Origin of the sequence: Sediminibacillus massiliensis (assembly GCF_900156915.1) — a bacterium.
Lineage (GTDB): Bacteria > Bacillota > Bacilli > Bacillales > Amphibacillaceae > Sediminibacillus_A > Sediminibacillus_A massiliensis.
On sequence record NZ_LT732535.1, the window covers coordinates 3,530,052 to 3,548,499 of the forward strand.

At 42.0% G+C, this 18,448-nt stretch carries 17 protein-coding genes; 16 read left to right on the forward strand and 1 reads right to left on the reverse strand.

Annotated features, from left to right (window positions below; genetic code table 11):
- Positions 1-124: 124 nt before the first annotated feature.
- The 11 genes from CZ434_RS18305 (at position 125) to CZ434_RS18355 (ending at position 13,577) form a co-directional block, all read left to right on the forward strand.
- Positions 125-1,873 carry an ABC transporter ATP-binding protein gene (locus CZ434_RS18305; protein WP_077624446.1) on the forward strand — a complete coding sequence of 583 codons (1,749 nt, stop codon included), beginning with the start codon at positions 125-127 and terminating at the stop codon, positions 1,871-1,873.
- Entirely contained in the window at positions 1,873-3,900 is a 2,028-nt protein-coding gene (locus CZ434_RS18310; RefSeq protein WP_077624447.1) for an ABC transporter ATP-binding protein, read from the forward strand. Before CZ434_RS18305 ends, CZ434_RS18310 begins: the two co-directional genes overlap by 1 nt.
- Before the next feature lie 35 nt (positions 3,901-3,935).
- A complete protein-coding gene (locus CZ434_RS18315) occupies positions 3,936-4,748 on the forward strand; it encodes a S1C family serine protease (RefSeq protein WP_077624448.1) in 813 nt (270 codons plus the stop codon).
- A 111-nt stretch (positions 4,749-4,859) separates the two neighbouring features.
- Positions 4,860-5,630, forward strand: coding sequence for a PRC-barrel domain-containing protein (locus CZ434_RS18320; protein WP_077624449.1), 771 nt, complete (start codon positions 4,860-4,862; stop codon positions 5,628-5,630).
- Positions 5,631-5,939: 309 nt separating this feature from the next.
- Entirely contained in the window at positions 5,940-6,680 is a 741-nt protein-coding gene (gene sigI / locus CZ434_RS18325) for an RNA polymerase sigma factor SigI (protein WP_077624450.1), read from the forward strand.
- A complete protein-coding gene (locus tag CZ434_RS18330; protein WP_077624451.1) occupies positions 6,677-7,981 on the forward strand; it encodes an anti-sigma-I factor RsgI family protein in 1,305 nt (434 codons plus the stop codon). Before sigI ends, CZ434_RS18330 begins: the two co-directional genes overlap by 4 nt.
- Positions 7,982-8,179: 198 nt before the next feature.
- The gene (locus tag CZ434_RS18335) at positions 8,180-9,097 is read left to right on the forward strand and encodes a Gfo/Idh/MocA family protein (RefSeq protein ID WP_077625252.1); all 918 of its coding nucleotides are present in this window, start codon (positions 8,180-8,182) and stop codon (positions 9,095-9,097) included.
- Positions 9,098-9,129: 32 nt separating this feature from the next.
- Complete coding sequence (locus CZ434_RS18340) at positions 9,130-10,698, forward strand: bifunctional GNAT family N-acetyltransferase/carbon-nitrogen hydrolase family protein (protein WP_077624452.1); 1,569 nt, start codon at positions 9,130-9,132, stop codon at positions 10,696-10,698.
- Between the two features lie 10 nt (positions 10,699-10,708).
- On the forward strand, positions 10,709-11,434 hold the full coding sequence (locus CZ434_RS18345) for an SDR family oxidoreductase (protein WP_077624453.1): 726 nt from the start codon (positions 10,709-10,711) through the stop codon (positions 11,432-11,434).
- A gap of 80 nt (positions 11,435-11,514) precedes the next feature.
- Positions 11,515-12,939: a GAF domain-containing sensor histidine kinase gene (locus CZ434_RS18350; RefSeq protein ID WP_179107315.1), complete on the forward strand. Its 1,425-nt coding sequence runs from the start codon at positions 11,515-11,517 to the stop codon at positions 12,937-12,939.
- Positions 12,936-13,577 carry a response regulator gene (locus tag CZ434_RS18355; RefSeq protein WP_077624455.1) on the forward strand — a complete coding sequence of 214 codons (642 nt, stop codon included), beginning with the start codon at positions 12,936-12,938 and terminating at the stop codon, positions 13,575-13,577. The genes CZ434_RS18350 and CZ434_RS18355 overlap by 4 nt, the downstream gene beginning before the upstream one ends.
- A gap of 286 nt (positions 13,578-13,863) precedes the next feature.
- On the opposite strand, the gene CZ434_RS18360 is transcribed toward CZ434_RS18355, so the two are convergent.
- A complete protein-coding gene (locus CZ434_RS18360) occupies positions 13,864-14,100 on the reverse strand; it encodes a YhdB family protein (protein WP_077624456.1) in 237 nt (78 codons plus the stop codon).
- A gap of 198 nt (positions 14,101-14,298) precedes the next feature.
- Between CZ434_RS18360 and CZ434_RS18365 the strand changes: the two genes are divergently transcribed.
- The 5 genes from CZ434_RS18365 (at position 14,299) to CZ434_RS18385 (ending at position 18,425) form a co-directional block, all read left to right on the forward strand.
- Positions 14,299-14,973: a YhcN/YlaJ family sporulation lipoprotein gene (locus CZ434_RS18365; RefSeq protein ID WP_077624457.1), complete on the forward strand. Its 675-nt coding sequence runs from the start codon at positions 14,299-14,301 to the stop codon at positions 14,971-14,973.
- Between the two features lie 222 nt (positions 14,974-15,195).
- Positions 15,196-15,831 (forward strand): class I SAM-dependent DNA methyltransferase, encoded by a 636-nt coding sequence (locus tag CZ434_RS18370; RefSeq protein WP_077624458.1) that lies wholly within the window; start codon positions 15,196-15,198, stop codon positions 15,829-15,831.
- Between the two features lie 48 nt (positions 15,832-15,879).
- A complete protein-coding gene (locus CZ434_RS18375) occupies positions 15,880-16,347 on the forward strand; it encodes an S-ribosylhomocysteine lyase (RefSeq protein ID WP_077624459.1) in 468 nt (155 codons plus the stop codon).
- A gap of 21 nt (positions 16,348-16,368) precedes the next feature.
- Positions 16,369-17,292 carry a cysteine synthase A gene (cysK, locus tag CZ434_RS18380; RefSeq protein ID WP_077624460.1) on the forward strand — a complete coding sequence of 308 codons (924 nt, stop codon included), beginning with the start codon at positions 16,369-16,371 and terminating at the stop codon, positions 17,290-17,292.
- Positions 17,292-18,425: a bifunctional cystathionine gamma-lyase/homocysteine desulfhydrase gene (locus tag CZ434_RS18385; RefSeq protein ID WP_077624461.1), complete on the forward strand. Its 1,134-nt coding sequence runs from the start codon at positions 17,292-17,294 to the stop codon at positions 18,423-18,425. Before cysK ends, CZ434_RS18385 begins: the two co-directional genes overlap by 1 nt.
- The last annotated feature ends 23 nt before the right edge of the window (positions 18,426-18,448 follow it).

The window sequence follows — 18,448 nt, forward strand, 5'->3', positions numbered from 1 at the left end:
TCATAAATATCAATTAAAGGAGGAGAAGTATGATGTTGAAAGGTAAGGAAGTCAGAATGTTGATGGAAGATTGGAAAGAAAGCGGTTAGCAATTATCGGAATCAAAACAAAGTAGGTGGCAGAAATGTTCAGTGTATTCAAGAAATTAAAGTGGTTTTTTAAGGCGTATTGGAAACGATACACATTTGCGATCGTCGCTCTCGTACTGGCGAGTATGATCGATTTGATTCCTCCCAAACTGATAGGTATGGCTATTGACAATATTCAGTACGGGACATTGACTTGGCAGAGCTTATGGAATGTTCTTCTGCTATATGGTGTCCTGATCATTTTAAGCTATACGATTTCGTATTTGTGGGATTACAATCTATTTGGCGGGGCAGCGATAATGGAAAAGCTGATTCGGACCAGATTGATGAACCACTTTTTGAAAATGACGCCCACGTTTTTCGGTAAATACCGGACAGGAGACCTGATGGCCCGGAGTACAAATGATCTTAAAGCTATTTCGATGACTACAGGTTTCGGGGTTCTGACACTCGTAGATTCTAGTATCTTCATGTTTATGATTATCGCAGTAATGGGTTTCACAATCAGCTGGAAGCTGACGCTGGCTGCATTGCTTCCGCTGCCGGTTATGGCGGTGGTGATGCAAAAATATGGAAACATTATCCACGAGCGATTCATGAAAGCCCAAAATGCGTTTGGCGACATGAATAACGAAGTGTTGGAATCAATCAGAGGAGTCAGGGTAATCAGGGCTTATGTCCAGGAAGAACAAGATTTAAAACGTTTTAATCAAATGACGGCCGATGTTTATAGAAAAAATTTGGAAGTAGCCAAAGTGGATGCATTGTTCGAGCCGACAATGAAGATATTGGTGGGGCTTGCCTATACAGTCGGTCTTGGATATGGTGCCATGCTGGTATTTGAAAACATATTGACCTTGGGAGAGCTTGTATCTTTCAATGTCTATCTTGGAATGCTGATATGGCCGATGTTTGCAGTAGGTGAGTTGATCAATGTGATGCAGCGGGGGAATGCCTCTTTAGACAGGGTGAATGAAACACTGGATTACAGCGCAGATGTTGAGAGTCCCGATGACCCTGTCTTAATGGAAAAACCAGACAGAATTCTTTTTGATAGAGTCCGTTTTTCCTATCCCGGCAGTAATCAATACCAGCTGGACGATCTTTGTTTTTCGGTGGAGAAAGGGCAGACAATCGGGATTGTCGGCAAGACTGGGGCAGGGAAAACGACGATTTTCCGCCTGCTTTTGCGTGAGTATCCCGGGCTTGAAGGTTGTTTATCTATTTCCGGGATTCCTATCGAGGAGCTGGATCTTCAACATATCCGGTCGTGGATAGGCTATGTACCGCAAGAACAAATTCTATTTTCCAAAACGATTCGAGAAAACATTCGATTTGGAAAGAAGAATGCAGAAGACAAGGAAATTTACCGGGTGATGGATGCCGCTCATTTCCTTGATGATTTGAAAGCTCTCCCGCAAGGTCTTGATACGAAAGTAGGGGAAAGTGGTGTTACTCTTTCCGGGGGGCAAAAACAACGGGTCGCTATTGCCCGTGCATTTATCAAGGATCCGGAAATCCTGATTCTGGATGACGCATTGTCTGCAGTTGACGGTAAGACAGAAGCGAACATTATCAAACACTTAAAAAGAGTGAGAAACAACAAGACTACTTTTATCTCTGCGCACAGGCTATCTGCGGTAGAACATGCAGATAAGATTATCGTCCTGGACGGAGGAAAGATAACGGAAATCGGTACACACGAGCAATTGTTGGAGATTGATGGCTGGTATGCTGCACAGTACAAACAGCAGCAGCTGGAAGAACAGGAGGTGATCTCCTAATGAATAAATCAACCGAAGGACGTTTATTTGACTATGCAATGCAATTTAAGAAGATCATTTTCATTGGGCTTTTATGTTTGGTTGTGGCTGTAGCATTGGAACTTGCCGGCCCTTTGATTGCGAAAAGAGTCATTGATGAACATATTACGGGTATAGAGACGACCTGGCATTTGGTCGAAGAAAATGACGATAAATATACTGTTTCTTACAATGGCGAATTTTACAAAAGAGAAGATCGCGTGCAGTCAGACACTTCACTTGGTGAAGTCAGTCTTGTTCAAGTAGGCAGATCTTATTATATGACGGAGGAAGCGATTCCGCTTAATGGCGAGAGGTCTGTTGATAATGGGATGATCACTGTCCAGACAAATGACAGCAGCACGCAAGTAAAGGCGGAAAGATTGAGTGTAAGTGAGCTTTACCATTTCTTTGCACCGGAACAAGGTCCCATCGTCGGGCTGTTGGTTCTTTATGTAATATTGCTTTTGATTGCGGCGATTTTTCAATTCGGAAAGACCTACCTTCTCCAGAAAGCTTCGAACAGGGTGGTCGAAAAGATGAGAAATGATGTATTCGAACATACGCAGGAAGTGCCGATCAATTATTATGTTGATCAGCCGGCGGGAAGGATTGTTGCAAGGATCACAAATGACACGGAAGCAATCAGGGACTTGTACGAGAGAGTGTTGTCTGTTTTTGTAACAAGTATCATCTATATGGCTGGAATATATGTAGCTCTGTTTTTATTAGACTTCAAGCTGGCGACATTATGTTTAATATTACTGCCTGTAATTGTGTTATGGATGAAAATCTATAAACGATTCGGGTCAAAGTACAACAAGGTTGTCAGGTCCACGGTTAGTGAAATTAACGGTAACATTAATGAATCCATCCGGGGAATGAGTATCATCCAGGCTTTTAGAAAGGAAAAAGATACGCTGGAGGAATTTGAACAATTAAATGAACGGCATTTCGTTTATCAGAAAAAGTTAGTCAAACTAAGCGCCCTCACCTCGCACAACCTGGTGAATGTTTTGCGGAACATGGCATTCGTAGCCTTTATTTGGTACTTTGGCTCCTCTTCGATCGGGCCAGAGGGGATAGTGACAGCCGGTGTGCTGTATGCTTTTGTCGATTATCTGACAAGATTGTTCAATCCAGTGACCGATATCGTCAACCAATTGCCATTGTTGGAACAGGCTCGAGTCGCGGCTGGGAGAGTCTTTGAGCTAATGGATGAGAAGGGTGAAAAAGTAAATAACAGCCCGGTTGATCGTTATAAAGGGCACGTTCAATTTGATTCTGTTTCCTTCGCGTATAATGGGAAGGATAAAGTACTGAAAGACATAAACTTGGTAATTGAACCAGGAGAAACGGCTGCATTTGTGGGCCATACCGGTTCTGGCAAAAGTTCTATTATGAACTTGTTATTCCGGTTTTATGACCCGCAAAAAGGCATCATTCGGCTGGACGGTATCGACAGCAAGACGCTGTCGAGACAACAGGTGAGGAGCCATATGGGGATTGTCCTGCAAGACCCTTTCTTATTTACTGGCACCATATTGTCGAATGTAACGATGAATGAACCGACTATTTCCCGGGAAATGGCGATAAATGCTCTAAAGGCTGTAGGGGCAGATCGGTTTATAGAGAAATTGCCGAATCGTTATGAAGAGCCGGTGAAAGAGGGAGGAAGTACTTTGTCCATGGGGGAGCGCCAGCTGATTTCTTTCGCACGTGCTTTGGCATTTGATCCGGCTATTCTGATTCTGGATGAAGCTACTGCCAATATTGATACGGAGACAGAAGCTATCATTCAACAAGGATTGGAAGTACTGAAGCAAGGCAGGACGACATTAGTTATCGCCCACCGCTTATCTACGATTCAACAGGCTGACAAGATTTATGTACTCGATAATGGTACAATCAAGGAACAAGGAAATCATCAGGAATTGTTGGAACAGCAAGGGAAATATTATCAAATGTACCAAATGCAGCAGGGGAAATTAGCGGAAAAAGCAGTCTGAAGGATCAATGGGTGAGACGTTTGCGGGGTGGATCGATGAAGGATTCAGACAATCGGAATCAAGACATAATCGATGAAGATTTATATGAGGAAATCGATGAGGAAGAATTGCTGGAGATATTGGAAGAAGAAAAGCAAAAAGCGCTGATGAAGGAAAGGGAGGAGAGAAATAAACCAAAACGCCCTTTTCCTAAATGGGCTTTCTGGCTCGTTGCTATTGCGATGTTTATCAATGTCATCGCGCTTTTACCAAATACTTTTTCCGTTCCGGCTGTCGATTTTCTGATTACCTCGGCAAAACTATCATCTAATGAAACAATCAGTGATTACAAAGAGGCGGTAGTAGTCATCGAAGCTGGAGATAGCAGGGGCACGGGTTTTGCTATTTCTGCTGATGGGCTCATTTTAACGAATCATCATGTTATCGAGGATGAAAATAGAATCATGGCAGCTTTTCCCGAACAAGGCTTATATTCGGCAGAAGTTATAGAAAGCTATCCCGAAATCGACCTTGCCGTACTCCAGGTTGAAGGCAGCAAGCTCCCACATCTGGATTTAGCAGACCGAACTTCCTTTGAAGAGCAGGAACACTTTTATTTTATTGGAAATCCACTTAGGTTCCAGGGTATTGCTAATGAAGGGGAAATCCTCGGTTATACCAAGTTGGAAGATTGGAATCAGAAGGTTCTCATGCTGGAAGCTCCGGTCTACCGGGGGAATAGTGGCAGCCCTGTAATCAATGGCAATGGCGAAGTGATCGGTGTGGTATTTGCCACCCTCAATCATGAAGAACATGGCCGCATAGGGCTGGCAGTTCCAATCGATTATTATCACAAGAAGAATAAATAGCATGGAATTCAAGGATCCGGTATTGCACCGGGTCCTTTTTAGTAATAGTACCATACGTTTTGTAGGGAGAGGCTGGGGGTATTTTGATAATATAGATCACAACTTGGAGGGATGATTATCCTTTATTACGGCACAAATTTAGAGAGCTATCGTTTACAGGCAAGTGACGGTGAACTTGGCAAAGTTCAAGAATTATACTTTGATGACAACAAATGGGTGGTCCGTTATTTGGGGGTGGATACACGGAAGTGGCTTCCAGGCCGTACCGTGTTATTGTCCCCATCCTCTTTTAAAAAGGTGGATAGAGACAATGGCCATGTAGAAGTAACCAGTGATAAGGAAACTGTCCGAAATAGCCCATCCTTAGAAGAAAACTCGTCCATGACCCCGGATTACGAACTGGCGCTTACCAGGTACTATGGTTGGACACCATATTGGTCTGGAGGTTTTCTTTGGGGGACACAAGATAATCCATTCGTCGAAACTCCAGATGCTCCTGTTGAAACGGAGCCTGTTCCAAGAATGGAAGAAACAGCAGATGAGGTGAAGCACCAATTGCGTGCGGTCACAGACCTGACAGAAGGTTTTACGATTCATGCAAATGATGGAAAAATTGGCAGCATAAATGATGTGCTGATCGATGGGGATAATTGGAAAATACGTTATCTGGTGGCAGAATCTGCTCAGGAATTTCCGGAGAATTATTATTTGTTTTCTCCCGATTGGGTAGAATCGATTGATTGGACAGAGGGCAACGTCTATGTCGACATCCGAAGAGAAGAAGTCCGACAAGGGCCAGGCCTCAAAGAAAAACAAGAAGTTACAAGAGCACAGGAAAATGAAATATACTCGGCATTCGGGAAAAGCGAATATTGGTTTTGATCTTATTGAAAAAAGGCAGGCGACAGTTATTCTGTTGCCTGCCTTTTTTATTTTCCATAACTACATAATATTCGGATATAAACTATTTTTCGTAAAGATGTGACATTATTTTTAAACAAAATGTAATCTTCCTGTGATAGATTCCCTACTGCAGTTTCTGTATCATTGTTCATATTAAGAGAAACTGGAGATTCATATGCCAATGGGAAATCACACATCTAGAAAAATATATTTAAAAGAATTGACTGAAAATACACCCACAAAAAAATACAAAGAAACGAAAAATATAAAAGCTGGAGGTGATGAAGGTTGATATCTCATCGCTCTGCTAAAGGAAATAAATCGCTGCTTGAGCAGCAGATCAAGTTAGTTCAAGAAGGAAATGAAGAAATTCAGAATGATCTTTTACGAACGTATCAACCCTTTATCGCCAAAAGTGTTTCGGAAGTATGCAAGCGATATATCGATCCGCAGACAGACGATGAATTTAGCGTAGGTCTGTTAGCATTCAACGAAGCTATTTTATCTTATTCATCTGAAAAAGGGAGCTCATTTTTATCGTTTGCCCGTCTGGTTGTCAAAAGAAGGGTCATCGACTTTATCAGGCAGGAGCAAAATAAATTGGTTGCGGCCTCAATCGACGAAAAAAATGATGAACAAGATCAAATGGAAAATCCGTCCGAAATTTTGGCCGCAAAGGTTTTATATCAAGAAGAAGTGGATAAATGGTACCGACAAGAAGAAATCAAAGACTTGCAAGCAAAACTCAAACAATATAAATTATCATTTGAGGAACTTACGGAGGTATCACCGAAACATCGGGATGCAAGAGAATCGGCTATAAAGGTGGCCAAGCAGTTGTTCCAAAACGAAAAGTTGAGGGAATATGTTTATAAAAAGAAAAAAATACCGATAAAAGCATTAGTGGATATCGTCGATGTAAGCAAGAAAACATTGGAAAGAAACAGGAAATATATTTTAGCAATCTTTATTATTTTAAGTGAAGACTATCTTTATTTGAAAGATTATCTGAAGGGGGTGGGTCAGTGAGAAGAGGAGTCGTTATGGAGTTGCATCGTCATTACATTGTCGTAATGGATGAGGATGGAACCTTCCATAAGGCAAATCCGGTGGATGATGCAGAAATCGGATTGGAAATATCGTATGTACCAAAAAAATCTAACAATATTATGCACTTTTTCTTTTCAGGCCGAAAAAGAAAAACAAGTACACGCATCGCTGCGATGACGGCACTGGTGATTATTATTACTTTCCCGTTGTATTCCTGGTATAACGGCAATAAAGCGTATGCTTATGTCAATGTAGATCTCAACCCAAGTCTGGAAATGAAAATCAATGAGGAAATGTATGTACTGGATATAAACCCGCTCAATGAAGAAGCTGAACGGTTATTAGAACAAATTGGTCCTGCATGGCAGGATAAATCTGTAGAGCAGGTCACGTCCCTTATTATCGACAAAACAAAAGATGAGGACATGCTTGATAACCCGAACAGGGTGATTATCGGAGTAAGTTATCTTAAGGATCGTGAGAAAGATAAATATATCACTAAAGCGCTGGACGAATTCTTCAGCAATCACCCAGACAAAGATTTGAGAGTAGCCACGTTTGAAGTCCCTGAAAAAATCCGGCAGGAAGCTCAGAGTGAAAAAGTATCCATGAATAAATTGATGGCTGAAGAACTGACAAATGAAGAAGCTGCGATTATGCAGACGGAAAATCAAGAACCTAATATCGACAGCAGGGAAAAAGAAATTATTCAATCTTTTTATAATACAAAGAACGAAAAAGATTCCACTCAAAAGAAACAAGACGAGGCAAATAACCAATCCGGTTTTACAAATAAATCAACATCTTCCAGGCAGGATGAACTGGGGAGAAACAACCTAAATATATCACAGTTAAACACGGGGCAAGTTGAGCGCAAGGAGAACACCACCCAGGAAATGCGGGACGAAAGTAACAAAGAACAACAAACCAAAGGGAACAAAGAAGAAGAAAAGGAAGAAAAAAATAAGGATCATAAACCTCCTGTCCAGATAAAAAGTAAGGACGGGAAAAAGCCGGAAACTAAAGTTCGAAATAAGCATAATGACCAATGGCAGGAGAAAAAAGCCAAGCAAGGCGCACATCAAAATGGGGAGAATGGTAATAGAGAGAAAAACCCCCCTGGTCTCGAGAAAAAGAAAGATGCCGATCGTGCAGACGAAAATAGGAACAAAAAAGGACATTCCAAACAACCGACTATGCATTCAGATAAAAATAAGAAACACCCTCCAGGTCTTGCAAAGAAAGAACAACAAAAATCCCCTGCCCCTAAAAGTGAATAAAAATGATTGAAGCGTTGTCTTTTACTATTTTGAAGATTTCTGCGACTACTCTTTACAGGAAACAATTGCTCATTCCTGATACAATCAAGGTAGGTGGCCGGGGAAATGGAAAAACAGACAAACGCTTTTTTGTCATTTCTAAATTGTGCGATTAGCGTGGTTTTGCCTGGCTTATATAAGGGGGAGAACAGAATGAAAATCGATCGGCCCAGAGTAGGAATAGTAGGTTTGGGAAATATAGCGCAGAAGGCATATATTCCCATACTTACCAAGCAGGATCATTGGGAGTTGGCAGGTGCTTTTTCTCCGAACAGTCAGAAACGGGAAGAAATCTGTGGGCAGTACCGAATGCGAAGTTTTTCCAGTTTAGAAGACTTGAGCCGGGAATGTGATGTCGTATTTGTTCATTCATCTACGGCATCCCACTACCAAGTCGTCTCATCACTACTAAAGCAAGGAAAACACGTTTTCGTGGACAAGCCTTTGGCCGCTACCACAGATGAAGCAGAACAACTTGCTTCTCTAAGTGACAGCAAAGGCAAAAAGTTGATGGTAGGCTTTAATCGCCGGTTTGCTCCTTTCTATGTAAAGGCAAAAGAGCAGTCGGAAAGTGTAGACTGGGTAGTGATGGAAAAACACAGAGCCGACAGTGTCGGACCAGGAGATTTTGCTTTCACGATGTTGGACGATTATCTCCATCTAGTCGATACAGTCCGTTGGCTTGGCGGCAATCAGGAGCTTAAGATAACGGACAGTTTTTTGAAAACGAATCAAAATGGTCAACTGTTATTGGCCAAGCATAATTATCGTGTTGGCGATCGCCTGCTTACAACCGCCATGCACCGGCAATCTGGTTCAAACGCAGAAAAGTTGGAATTGATGAATAAAGGTTCCATAATGAGGGTATTGAATTTAAATAATCTGGAAATAGAAAAACAAGAAATGGTGCAAAATGCTTTTCCGCCTTCTTGGGAAACGATTTTAAAGACGAAAGGATTCCAAGGAGCTGTGGAACATTTCTTAATGTGTGTGGAAACAGACTCAAAACCAGAGGTGGACGGCTGGGAAGCTCTGAAGTCCCAACTACTTGTCCAGGAAATGATAGATAATACTTAGAAGAATGAAATGCCGGAAAGGAACAGATTTATATGTCCAAGTTGGATCTTACACAGTTTGAAAAAAAGTTAATCGTCAGAAACATCGAAGAGAAGGATATCGACCAATTACTGGCATTACAGCAGGATTGCTTTCCAGATATGGATCCCTGGAAAAGGGAACATTTGTTGAGCCATATAGAAATTTTTCCGGATGGCCAGTTCTGTGTGGAATTCGATGGCAGAATCATCGGCAGTTGTTCCAGTTTAATCGTAAACTTCGATGAATATGATGATAAACACACATGGGATGACATTACAGATGAAGGGTATATTACCAACCATGACCCGGAAGGCTACAATCTGTATGGCATTGAAGTGATGGTGGACCCGGAATTCAGGGGAATGAAAATCGGTAAGAGACTGTATGAAGCCCGTAAAGAATTGGCGCGCGAACTAAACTTGAAAAGTATCATTATCGGGGGACGCATTCCTAACTACCATAAGCATGCAAAGGAACTAACGCCAAGGGAGTACGTGGAGGAAGTAAGCAGCAAAAATATTTATGATCCAGTACTGACATTCCAAATAATGAACGGCTTTTCAGTGATGAGAATCAATCCGGGCTATTTACCTGACGACAAGCAGTCTGTACAATATGCCACACTGATGGAATGGAACAATATCGATTACCGGGCAAAATCGAAACGTCATTTTAAAACGGCTTATCCTGTCAGAATTACTGTGATTCAATACATGATGAAAAATATTGAGTCATTTGAAGAATTTGCGCGACAAGTGGAATATTATGTAGATGTCGCTTATGATTTCGGTTCGGACTTTGCAGTATTTCCGGAAATTTTCACTACCCAGTTAATGTCCTTCCTGGAAGAAAAAGTCCCTTCCGAAGCAGTGCGTAAACTATCCGAATACACTGAGGATTATATCGAGCTGTTTACACATCTGGCTGTAAAATATAATGTGAACATCGTCGGCGGGTCTCACTTTGTAGAGGAAGACGAACATATATACAATATTGCATACTTATTCCGGCGTGACGGCACGATTGAAAAGCAATACAAAATCCATGTCACGCCCAATGAACGAAAATGGTGGGGCATTCAGCCCGGAGATGCGGTGAAAGTCTTCGACACTGACTGTGGAAAAATTGCCATTCAAATCTGTTATGACATTCAATTTCCTGAACTTACCCGCTATGCGGTCGACCAGGGAGCGAATATTATCTTTGTGCCATTTTGTACGGATGACCGCCAAGGCTATCTTCGCGTTCGCTATTGTGCACAAGCAAGAGCCGTGGAAAACCAAGTGTACACGGTTATCGCTGGCACTGTAGGAAACCTGACACAAGTAGAAAACATGGATATACAATATGCGCAATCCGGTATTTTTACTCCGTCCGATTTTGAGTTTGCGCGGGATGGAATTATCGGTGAATGCCACCCGAACATCGAAACGGTTGTTGTCGGGGATGTTGACTTGGAAATTTTGAGAAGACAACGCAAATCGGGGACAGTCAGACAACTGCGTGACCGGAGAAGAGATTTGTTTGAAATTAATTATAAGAATATCCAAACAGAAGTAAAACCGGAAAAGAAGGGATGACTTATACAACATGCTGAAGGACCAAGTAGCTATCGTAACAGGAGCATCACGGGGGATCGGAAAAGAAATAGCACGGCAGTTCGGAAAGCAAGGAGCAAAGCTCACGATCATGGGAAGTTCTGATGAGGTGCATAGAACAAAGCAGGAATTGGTCGATGAAGGGATAACGGATATCTATTCCTTCCGCGCAGACGTCACCAAGGAAAATGAGGTAGATCATGTTATCGGAGCAACAAAAAATGCGTTCGGTTCAGTGGACATACTCGTCAATAATGCCGGTGTAGGACTTTTTAAAGATATCGAAGACATAACCGTGGAAGAGTGGGGAAAAACATTTGAAGTAAATGTTCAAGGAGTTTTCTTATGTGTGAAGGCTGTCACCCCGATTATGAAGAAGCAAAAATCCGGCACCATTATCACTCTCTCTTCTGATGCAGCCCGTTTTGCACTTCCGGAAAAAGGGTCTTTATATACAGCTACCAAGTACGCAGTCCAGGGCTTCATGGGGTCTGCAGCACAGGAACTGCAAGAATATGGAATCCGTGTCAGCACGATAAACCCTGGAAAGGTGGATACCAATTTCGGTGACAGCATGCAAGGCGATGAATCAAAAGCAGATTGGCTTAAAGTAGAAGACATTGCTGAAGCCTGTGTTTATATGGCTTCAGCTCCTAAACATATGCTTATCGATGAGATGTATCTTCACCCGTTGGCAGATAAATATCCAAGAACATAAAGAGCCGATACGGCTCTTTTTTATTAACTCCATTGAGCTCATAGGCTGTTATAATGGATGAAAAAGGGAGGTGGCCGTATATGGAGGAGAGGAAGAGGCTGAATACACTCAAAACGATTGCGGAGCATTTAAACCAGTCACAAGATCGACAGGAAATGTTGAACCATATACTCCATAAGCTGATTGAGATCACTCATTTCAGTTCGGGGTGGATATTTACAGAAACTAATGGAGAAATGAGTCTTGCTTCTGATTACCGACTACCACCTGCATTGAACCGGAATAACAAACAGCCCATGTGCGGACAGGACTGTTATTGTATAAATAGATACAAGGCAGGCAAACTTACCAAAGCTACAAACATTATTGGCTGTCATCGAATAGAAAAAGCTTTGAAAGAGGGGAGAATGGATACAGAAGAAATCACCCATCATGCTACGGTTCCGCTAAGAACGCCAAAACGCCAGTACGGATTGCTAAATGTAGCAGCCCCAAATCAATCGTCATATAAACAAGAAGAGCTTGATTTATTAGAGGCCATTGCGTTTCAAGCAGGATCAGCTTTGGAAAGGATGGAGAAGTTCGAGGAAGAAGAACAACGAGCTGTCATCCTCTCTAAGCTTCACACTTTTACCCAGCATCTCCAACAAACCAAATCCAGGCAGGAAGCTATCCAATGTTTACTTAACAAGCTTCCGGAAGTTATTGTGTTTGAGTCACTTGTATTGTCAGAAAGAGAACTGCGTGGCTTTATATTAGAAGGGAACCTCGATGGAGGGCAATATATCGCGCTAAGCAGAAGCTATCCCTTTACCAAGTGGGAAAAAGAAAGTTTTGGTTTGGTCCTGGAGTATTTGGACATTGTCTTTTTACAGTTAAAAGTATTTGATCAAGAGAAAGAAGTCATTAAACTCAAGGAGAGGGCAGGCTTAGCTCAAGATTTGCATGATTCAGTGAGTCAACTTCTTTTCTCCGCTGTACTGACGTCTAAAGCTTCTATAAGTTTGGCATCAGATCCTGCGCTGAAAGAACAAATCACCTATATCCATGAACTTACGACACAGGCATTGCAGGAAATGCGCTCATTGATATCAAAGCATAAAACAGAAGGGATGGACAAAGGCCTGCTCGCAGGTTTGAAAGATTATGCAAAAACCCTTGATCTGGAGATTACTACAAAGACGAGGGGAACTGCTTCCATTCCCTACTCTATCGAAGAAATTTTGTGGAGAATCGGGCAGGAAGGATTACATAATATTGCCAAGCATGCGGCTGTGAAACATGCTGACATCCTCCTGGAGCGGAACGATCGAGAGGTAAGGATGGCGATTGCAGACAAGGGAAGAGGGTTCGATGTCAGTAAATGTGCCGGATTCCACTCCTATGGATTGAGCGGAATGAAAGAAAGAGCCTGGATGTTTGGAGGCGACCTCCGGATTATCAGTCAACCTGGGTCCGGGACGACATTGGAGGTTTGGATACCGATGAGAGGTGAAGGGGAATGACGATTAAGGTACTAATAGCAGATGATCACCAAGTTGTCAGAAAGGGACTGGTGTACTTTTTTCAATCAGTAGAAGGTATTGAAATTGTTGCCGAAGCATCAAGTGGCCAGGAAGTAATCGATTATTTAGCCGATAGTAGTGTTGACGTCATTTTATTGGATATACAAATGCCTGGATTGGATGGGATTGAGACAACAAAAAGAATCCGGCAGTTGCAGCGGGATACCAGGATATTGATGTTGACGAGTTTTTCCGATTATGAAACCGTTATTCCTGCAATACAGGCTGGAGCCAATGGTTATCAGTTAAAGGATATCGATCCGTCGAAACTTGCAGAATCAATTCGAAAGGTTTATGAAGGGGAAACAGTGATCGATTCGAAAGCCACCGCCCATTTAATGAAGCATATTAGTTCTACACCTGCCGATGAGGAAAAAAGGCGGCTAAATGAATTGACCAAACGGGAGCGAGAGGTATTAAAGGAAATAAGTAAAGGGCTTAGCAATAAAGAGATAGCGTCATGTCTTTTTATTGCAGAGAAAACAGTGAAGACACATGTTTCCAACATTCTGTCTAAATTAGAACTCCATGATCGGACACAGGCAGCACTTTTTGCAGTGAAATTCATGAAAGACTGATGAAAGAAAGGGAAGTCTGATGACTTCCCTTTTTTGTTGAGGCTGGGACAAAAGTATTTTAACTAGTGAAGAATCCGAACAATACAAATGCGGTGCGTATAATCGCTTCTGAAATATACTTCGCTTTCCGCGGGGCGGGTGGTGAGCTTCCTCGCTGTTCCAGCTGCGGGATCTCACCTATCCCACTCGTCCCGCAGGAGTCTGCGTATATTTCATCCGCTAAATTCGTTCTTTGTTCATATCTCAATTAAACACTTTTGTTATGTCCCAACCTCTTTTTTGTTATCTATACCTGCATGGTCACCACTGGTGTATGTGCCATTGCATGGTCAATATAGTGGAGTAAATCTTCATGGGTAGTAATTACTTTTTGTTCATTTGAATTGTAATGAAAAGCGTGAAGAAAAGATTCGATTTTCTTTGACAAAATATCATCCTGGGTTCTTACCATTAGGACAAGCAAGTCGTCCCACTGTCCCCATAAAGTGAAATACAAGGCTTTGTCATAATCAGGGATAATCATTTTTTATTTGCCCCTTTCCGAAAGGGATATTAGTATTGTTTCCCTAAGCCGAAATTCAATCGGTCCATGTTTATGGTGTTATTACCAAAAGATTACGGTTTAGTTTCTTACCGGTAATTGGCAAAAAATACCGGCGAATAATCGAATTTTCCTTGTTGCATACTAACCTCAAACCGAGTACAAGGAGGAAGATTATTTATGAACTGGAAAGCTGCAGGAGTTACCTTGCTAGGCTCATTTATGCTTGTTGCATGTCAGGGAAATGATAATAATGAAACAGGTCAGGGGACAAATGACGGTATTCAACAGACAAGGTTCAATACGACAACAGATTACCCTGATAACGGAAATCAAACAGGGACTAGAAATAACCAGGGACAAAACGATGACGACTGGCTGGATAACCGTAATATGGCCAATGATGGCAATGCAAACAATGACGGTGGGAATAATCAAAATCAAAATCAAAACAATGAAGACAATTATGAAGTTGCAGAAAAACTGGCGGACAAAGTTTCTAAAGAAGTGGACGATATTGACCGTGCCTATGTACTGACAATGGATAACAACGCATATGTAGCCGCCGAATTGAATAAAGGTACTAATGGAAACAATGGTAACAATGGAAACAACGGAAACAATGGCAATAATGGAGGCAACAACGGCGAAGTCAGTCAAGAGGTAAAACAACAAGTTTCAAAAGTCATCAAGCAAGAGGACGAAAAAATCGAAAATGTTTACGTATCGACAAATCCCGATTTCGTCAATTTGACTAACAATTATGTGGAAGACGCAGGAAACGGTGAGCCGATCGAAGGGTTCTTTGAACAATTCGGAGAAATGATTGAACGAATCTTTCCGCAGAATAGATAGAAGAAAAAGCGAGAGTAATTTCTCGCTTTTTTTTTCGGAACAAGACATTGGTTTATTTTACCATAGCCAGCACCAACACCGCCCCTGAAGGCATAAAATATTATTGATATTTTTTGATAAATATTACAAATTGATAGTCGTTTTTCCTTATGATATATTTATGTCAATAATCCCGATAAAACATAGTGTAATAGTATGAATTGAAAATGGGAGTTGAGATGAATGGGTCGGGAATTTGTTGATTTATTTGATAAGTGGGCTGTTTCTTATGATGAAAGTGTTACAGGGCACGATCCTCAATATCAAGCCGTATTTGATAAATATGATACAATATTAGAAGAAGTAGCAAAACGTTCTCAAGGGAATGTATTGGAATTTGGAGTAGGTACTGGAAACCTTTCAAAGAAGTTGTTGGATTCCGGTCTTAAAGTAATAGGAATTGAACCTTCACCTGAAATGAGAAATGCTGCTACTGCCAAATATCCTGATTTGGAAGTAATGGATGGAGACTTTCTTTCTTACCCAAAACCAGGAATTCCAATTTCGACTATTGTAAGCACCTATGCTTTTCATCATTTGACAGATGAAGAAAAAGATGAAGCAATTGCCGGATTCAAGGAGCTTTTATCACCCGGTGGAAAAATTGTTTTTGCCGACACGGCATATAGGAATGAGCAGGAAAAGCAGCAAATCCACCAGACAGCAAAGGATAATGGATTTGACGATCTTCTGTTTGATTTAACGACAGAATATTACCCAATGATCGACGTATTGCATCAACTGTTCAAGAAACATGGTTTCCACGCGGAATTTCAACAAATGAATGAATTTGTTTGGTTGATGGTAGCGGAAAAATAGTAATGGATACATGAATTATTAATTTGTTATACAAGGAGTGGAAAAATAATGGCTAAGAAAATGAACGTAGAAAGCTTTAATTTGGACCATACGAAAGTAAAGGCGCCTTATATCCGTCTAGTTGGCGTGACAACGGGGCAGAGCGGTGACAAGGTGTACAAATATGATGTCCGTTTCAAACAGCCGAACAAGGAACACATGGATATGCCTGGTCTGCATTCTATCGAACATTTAATGGCTGAGAATATCCGTAATCATATCGATAATGTGCTGGATATAGGGCCGATGGGCTGTCAAACTGGTTTTTATCTCGCTGTACTGAATAATGACAGCTATGAGGACATTGCCGAAGCTTTGGAAAAAACGTTGAATGATGTACTGGAAGCCGATGAAGTACCGGCTTGTAATGAAGTACAATGCGGATGGGCTGCAAACCATAGCTTGGAAGGGGCAAAAGAAATAGCTGCTGAAATGTTAGAAAGAAAAGACGAGTGGCATCAAGTTTTTGCTGAATAATAAAAAGGGGAAGGAATCGACATGACATTATACCGTAATACCCAAGAGTTGATCGGTAATACCCCGTTAGTAGAGCTGACCAAGTTCCCCCTTCCCGAGGGGGTTCGTTTTTTTGCGAAACTGGAGTTTTATAACCCTGGTGGAAGTGTGAAGGATCGCCTGGGACAGGAATTGATCAACGAAGCGCTTGCTTCCGGCCATCTAAAAGAAGGCGGCACTATTATAGAACCCACTGCGGGGAATACGGGTATCGGTCTCGCTTTGGCTGCACTTGATAAAAACGTCAAGGTCATCTTCTGTGTCCCTGAACAATTCAGCATGGAGAAACAAGAATTGATGAAGGCTCTCGGTGCCAAGATTGTCCATACACCGACAAAAGACGGAATGCGTGGTGCCATAACGAAAGCCAACCAGCTTCTAAAAGAGATCCCGGACAGCTATTCACCCCGCCAGTTTTCCAATCCTGCAAATCCTGAGACGTATTACAAGACACTTGGACCGGAAATATGGAAGGACTTAAAGGGAGATGTTGGAGTATTTATCGCAGGGGCAGGGACCGGCGGAACATTCATGGGCACGGCACGTTTCTTGAAAGAACAGGACAGGAATATAAAGACTGTAATTGTCGAACCAGAAGGGTCTGTCATAGCAGGAGGCAAATCGGGTCCACATAAAACGGAAGGCATCGGCATGGAGTTTTTACCAGAGTATATGGATCGGTCTTACTTCGACGCCATCCATACAGTCCCTGATGACCAAGCATTTGCATATGTGAAAGAACTGGCCCAAAAAGAAGGATTGCTGGTCGGCAGTTCTTCTGGAGCGGCTTGTTTTGCCGCACTCCAGGAAGCGAAAAAGGCTAAACCAGGAACAAATATTGTAACGGTTTTTCCTGATAGCAGTGAAAGATATTTAAGTAAGCAAATTTACAGAGGAGGAGTATGATGAGATCTAAAACGAAAATGATTCACGCCGGGATTACAGGCGATGAGAAAACGGGTGCGGTATCTGTTCCTATATACCAAGTAAGCACCTATGCACAGGAAGCTGCCGGAAAGCATTCTGGCTATGAATATTCCCGTACAGGAAACCCGACACGTAATGCCTTGGAAACAACTATTGCGGAATTGGAAAATGGAAAAGCAGGTTTTGCTTTCGGGTCTGGTATGGCTGCCATCACTTCTGTTATGATGCTGCTGGACGCTGGTGATCATATTATTATGACGGATGATGTATACGGAGGAACCTATCGTTTGATGACAGGTGTTTTGAACCGGTTTAAATTAGATCATTCTTTCATCGATACAAGTGATCCCGATAAGGTAAAAGAAGCAATAAAACCTAATACAAAAGCACTTTATATCGAGACTCCGACAAATCCGTTGTTGAAAGTGACCGATTTGAAGAAAATGTCCGAGATTGCTAAAGCAAATGATTTATTGTTGATCGTAGACAACACATTTGCTACTCCATATTGGCAGCAGCCAATCGACTTTGGAGCTGATATTGTCGTCCATAGTGCAACAAAGTACATCGGCGGACACAGTGACGTTGTATCAGGACTCGTCGTAGTCAACACCGATAAACTGGCTGAGGACTTGCATTATATTCAAAATTCCGTCGGGGGAATTTTGGGGCCTCAGGATTCCTGGCTGCTAATGCGAGGAATCAAAACGCTTGGATTAAGAATGGAAGCCGCTGAAAAGAATTCTCAAAAGCTTGTAGAATTCCTAAAGAAACATGATCAAGTCAGCACTATTTATTATCCGGGATTGCCTGAACATAAAGGGCACGACATTGCCAAAAAGCAAGCATCCGGATTCGGTGCAATGATTTCGTTTGATGTCGGGAGTGCTGAAAAAGCCGATCAAGTTCTGTCCAAAGTTAAATACTTTACCTTGGCTGAAAGCCTTGGTGCAGTTGAGAGCCTGATATCAGTACCGGCTAAAATGACACATGCCTCCATTCCAAGAGAACGCAGACAGGAACTCGGAATAACCGATGGCCTAATCCGTGTATCCGTCGGAGTGGAAGACGTCGAAGACTTAATCGAAGACCTTAAGCAGGCAATGGAATAAAAGAACAAAACAGGGCCCGAAAG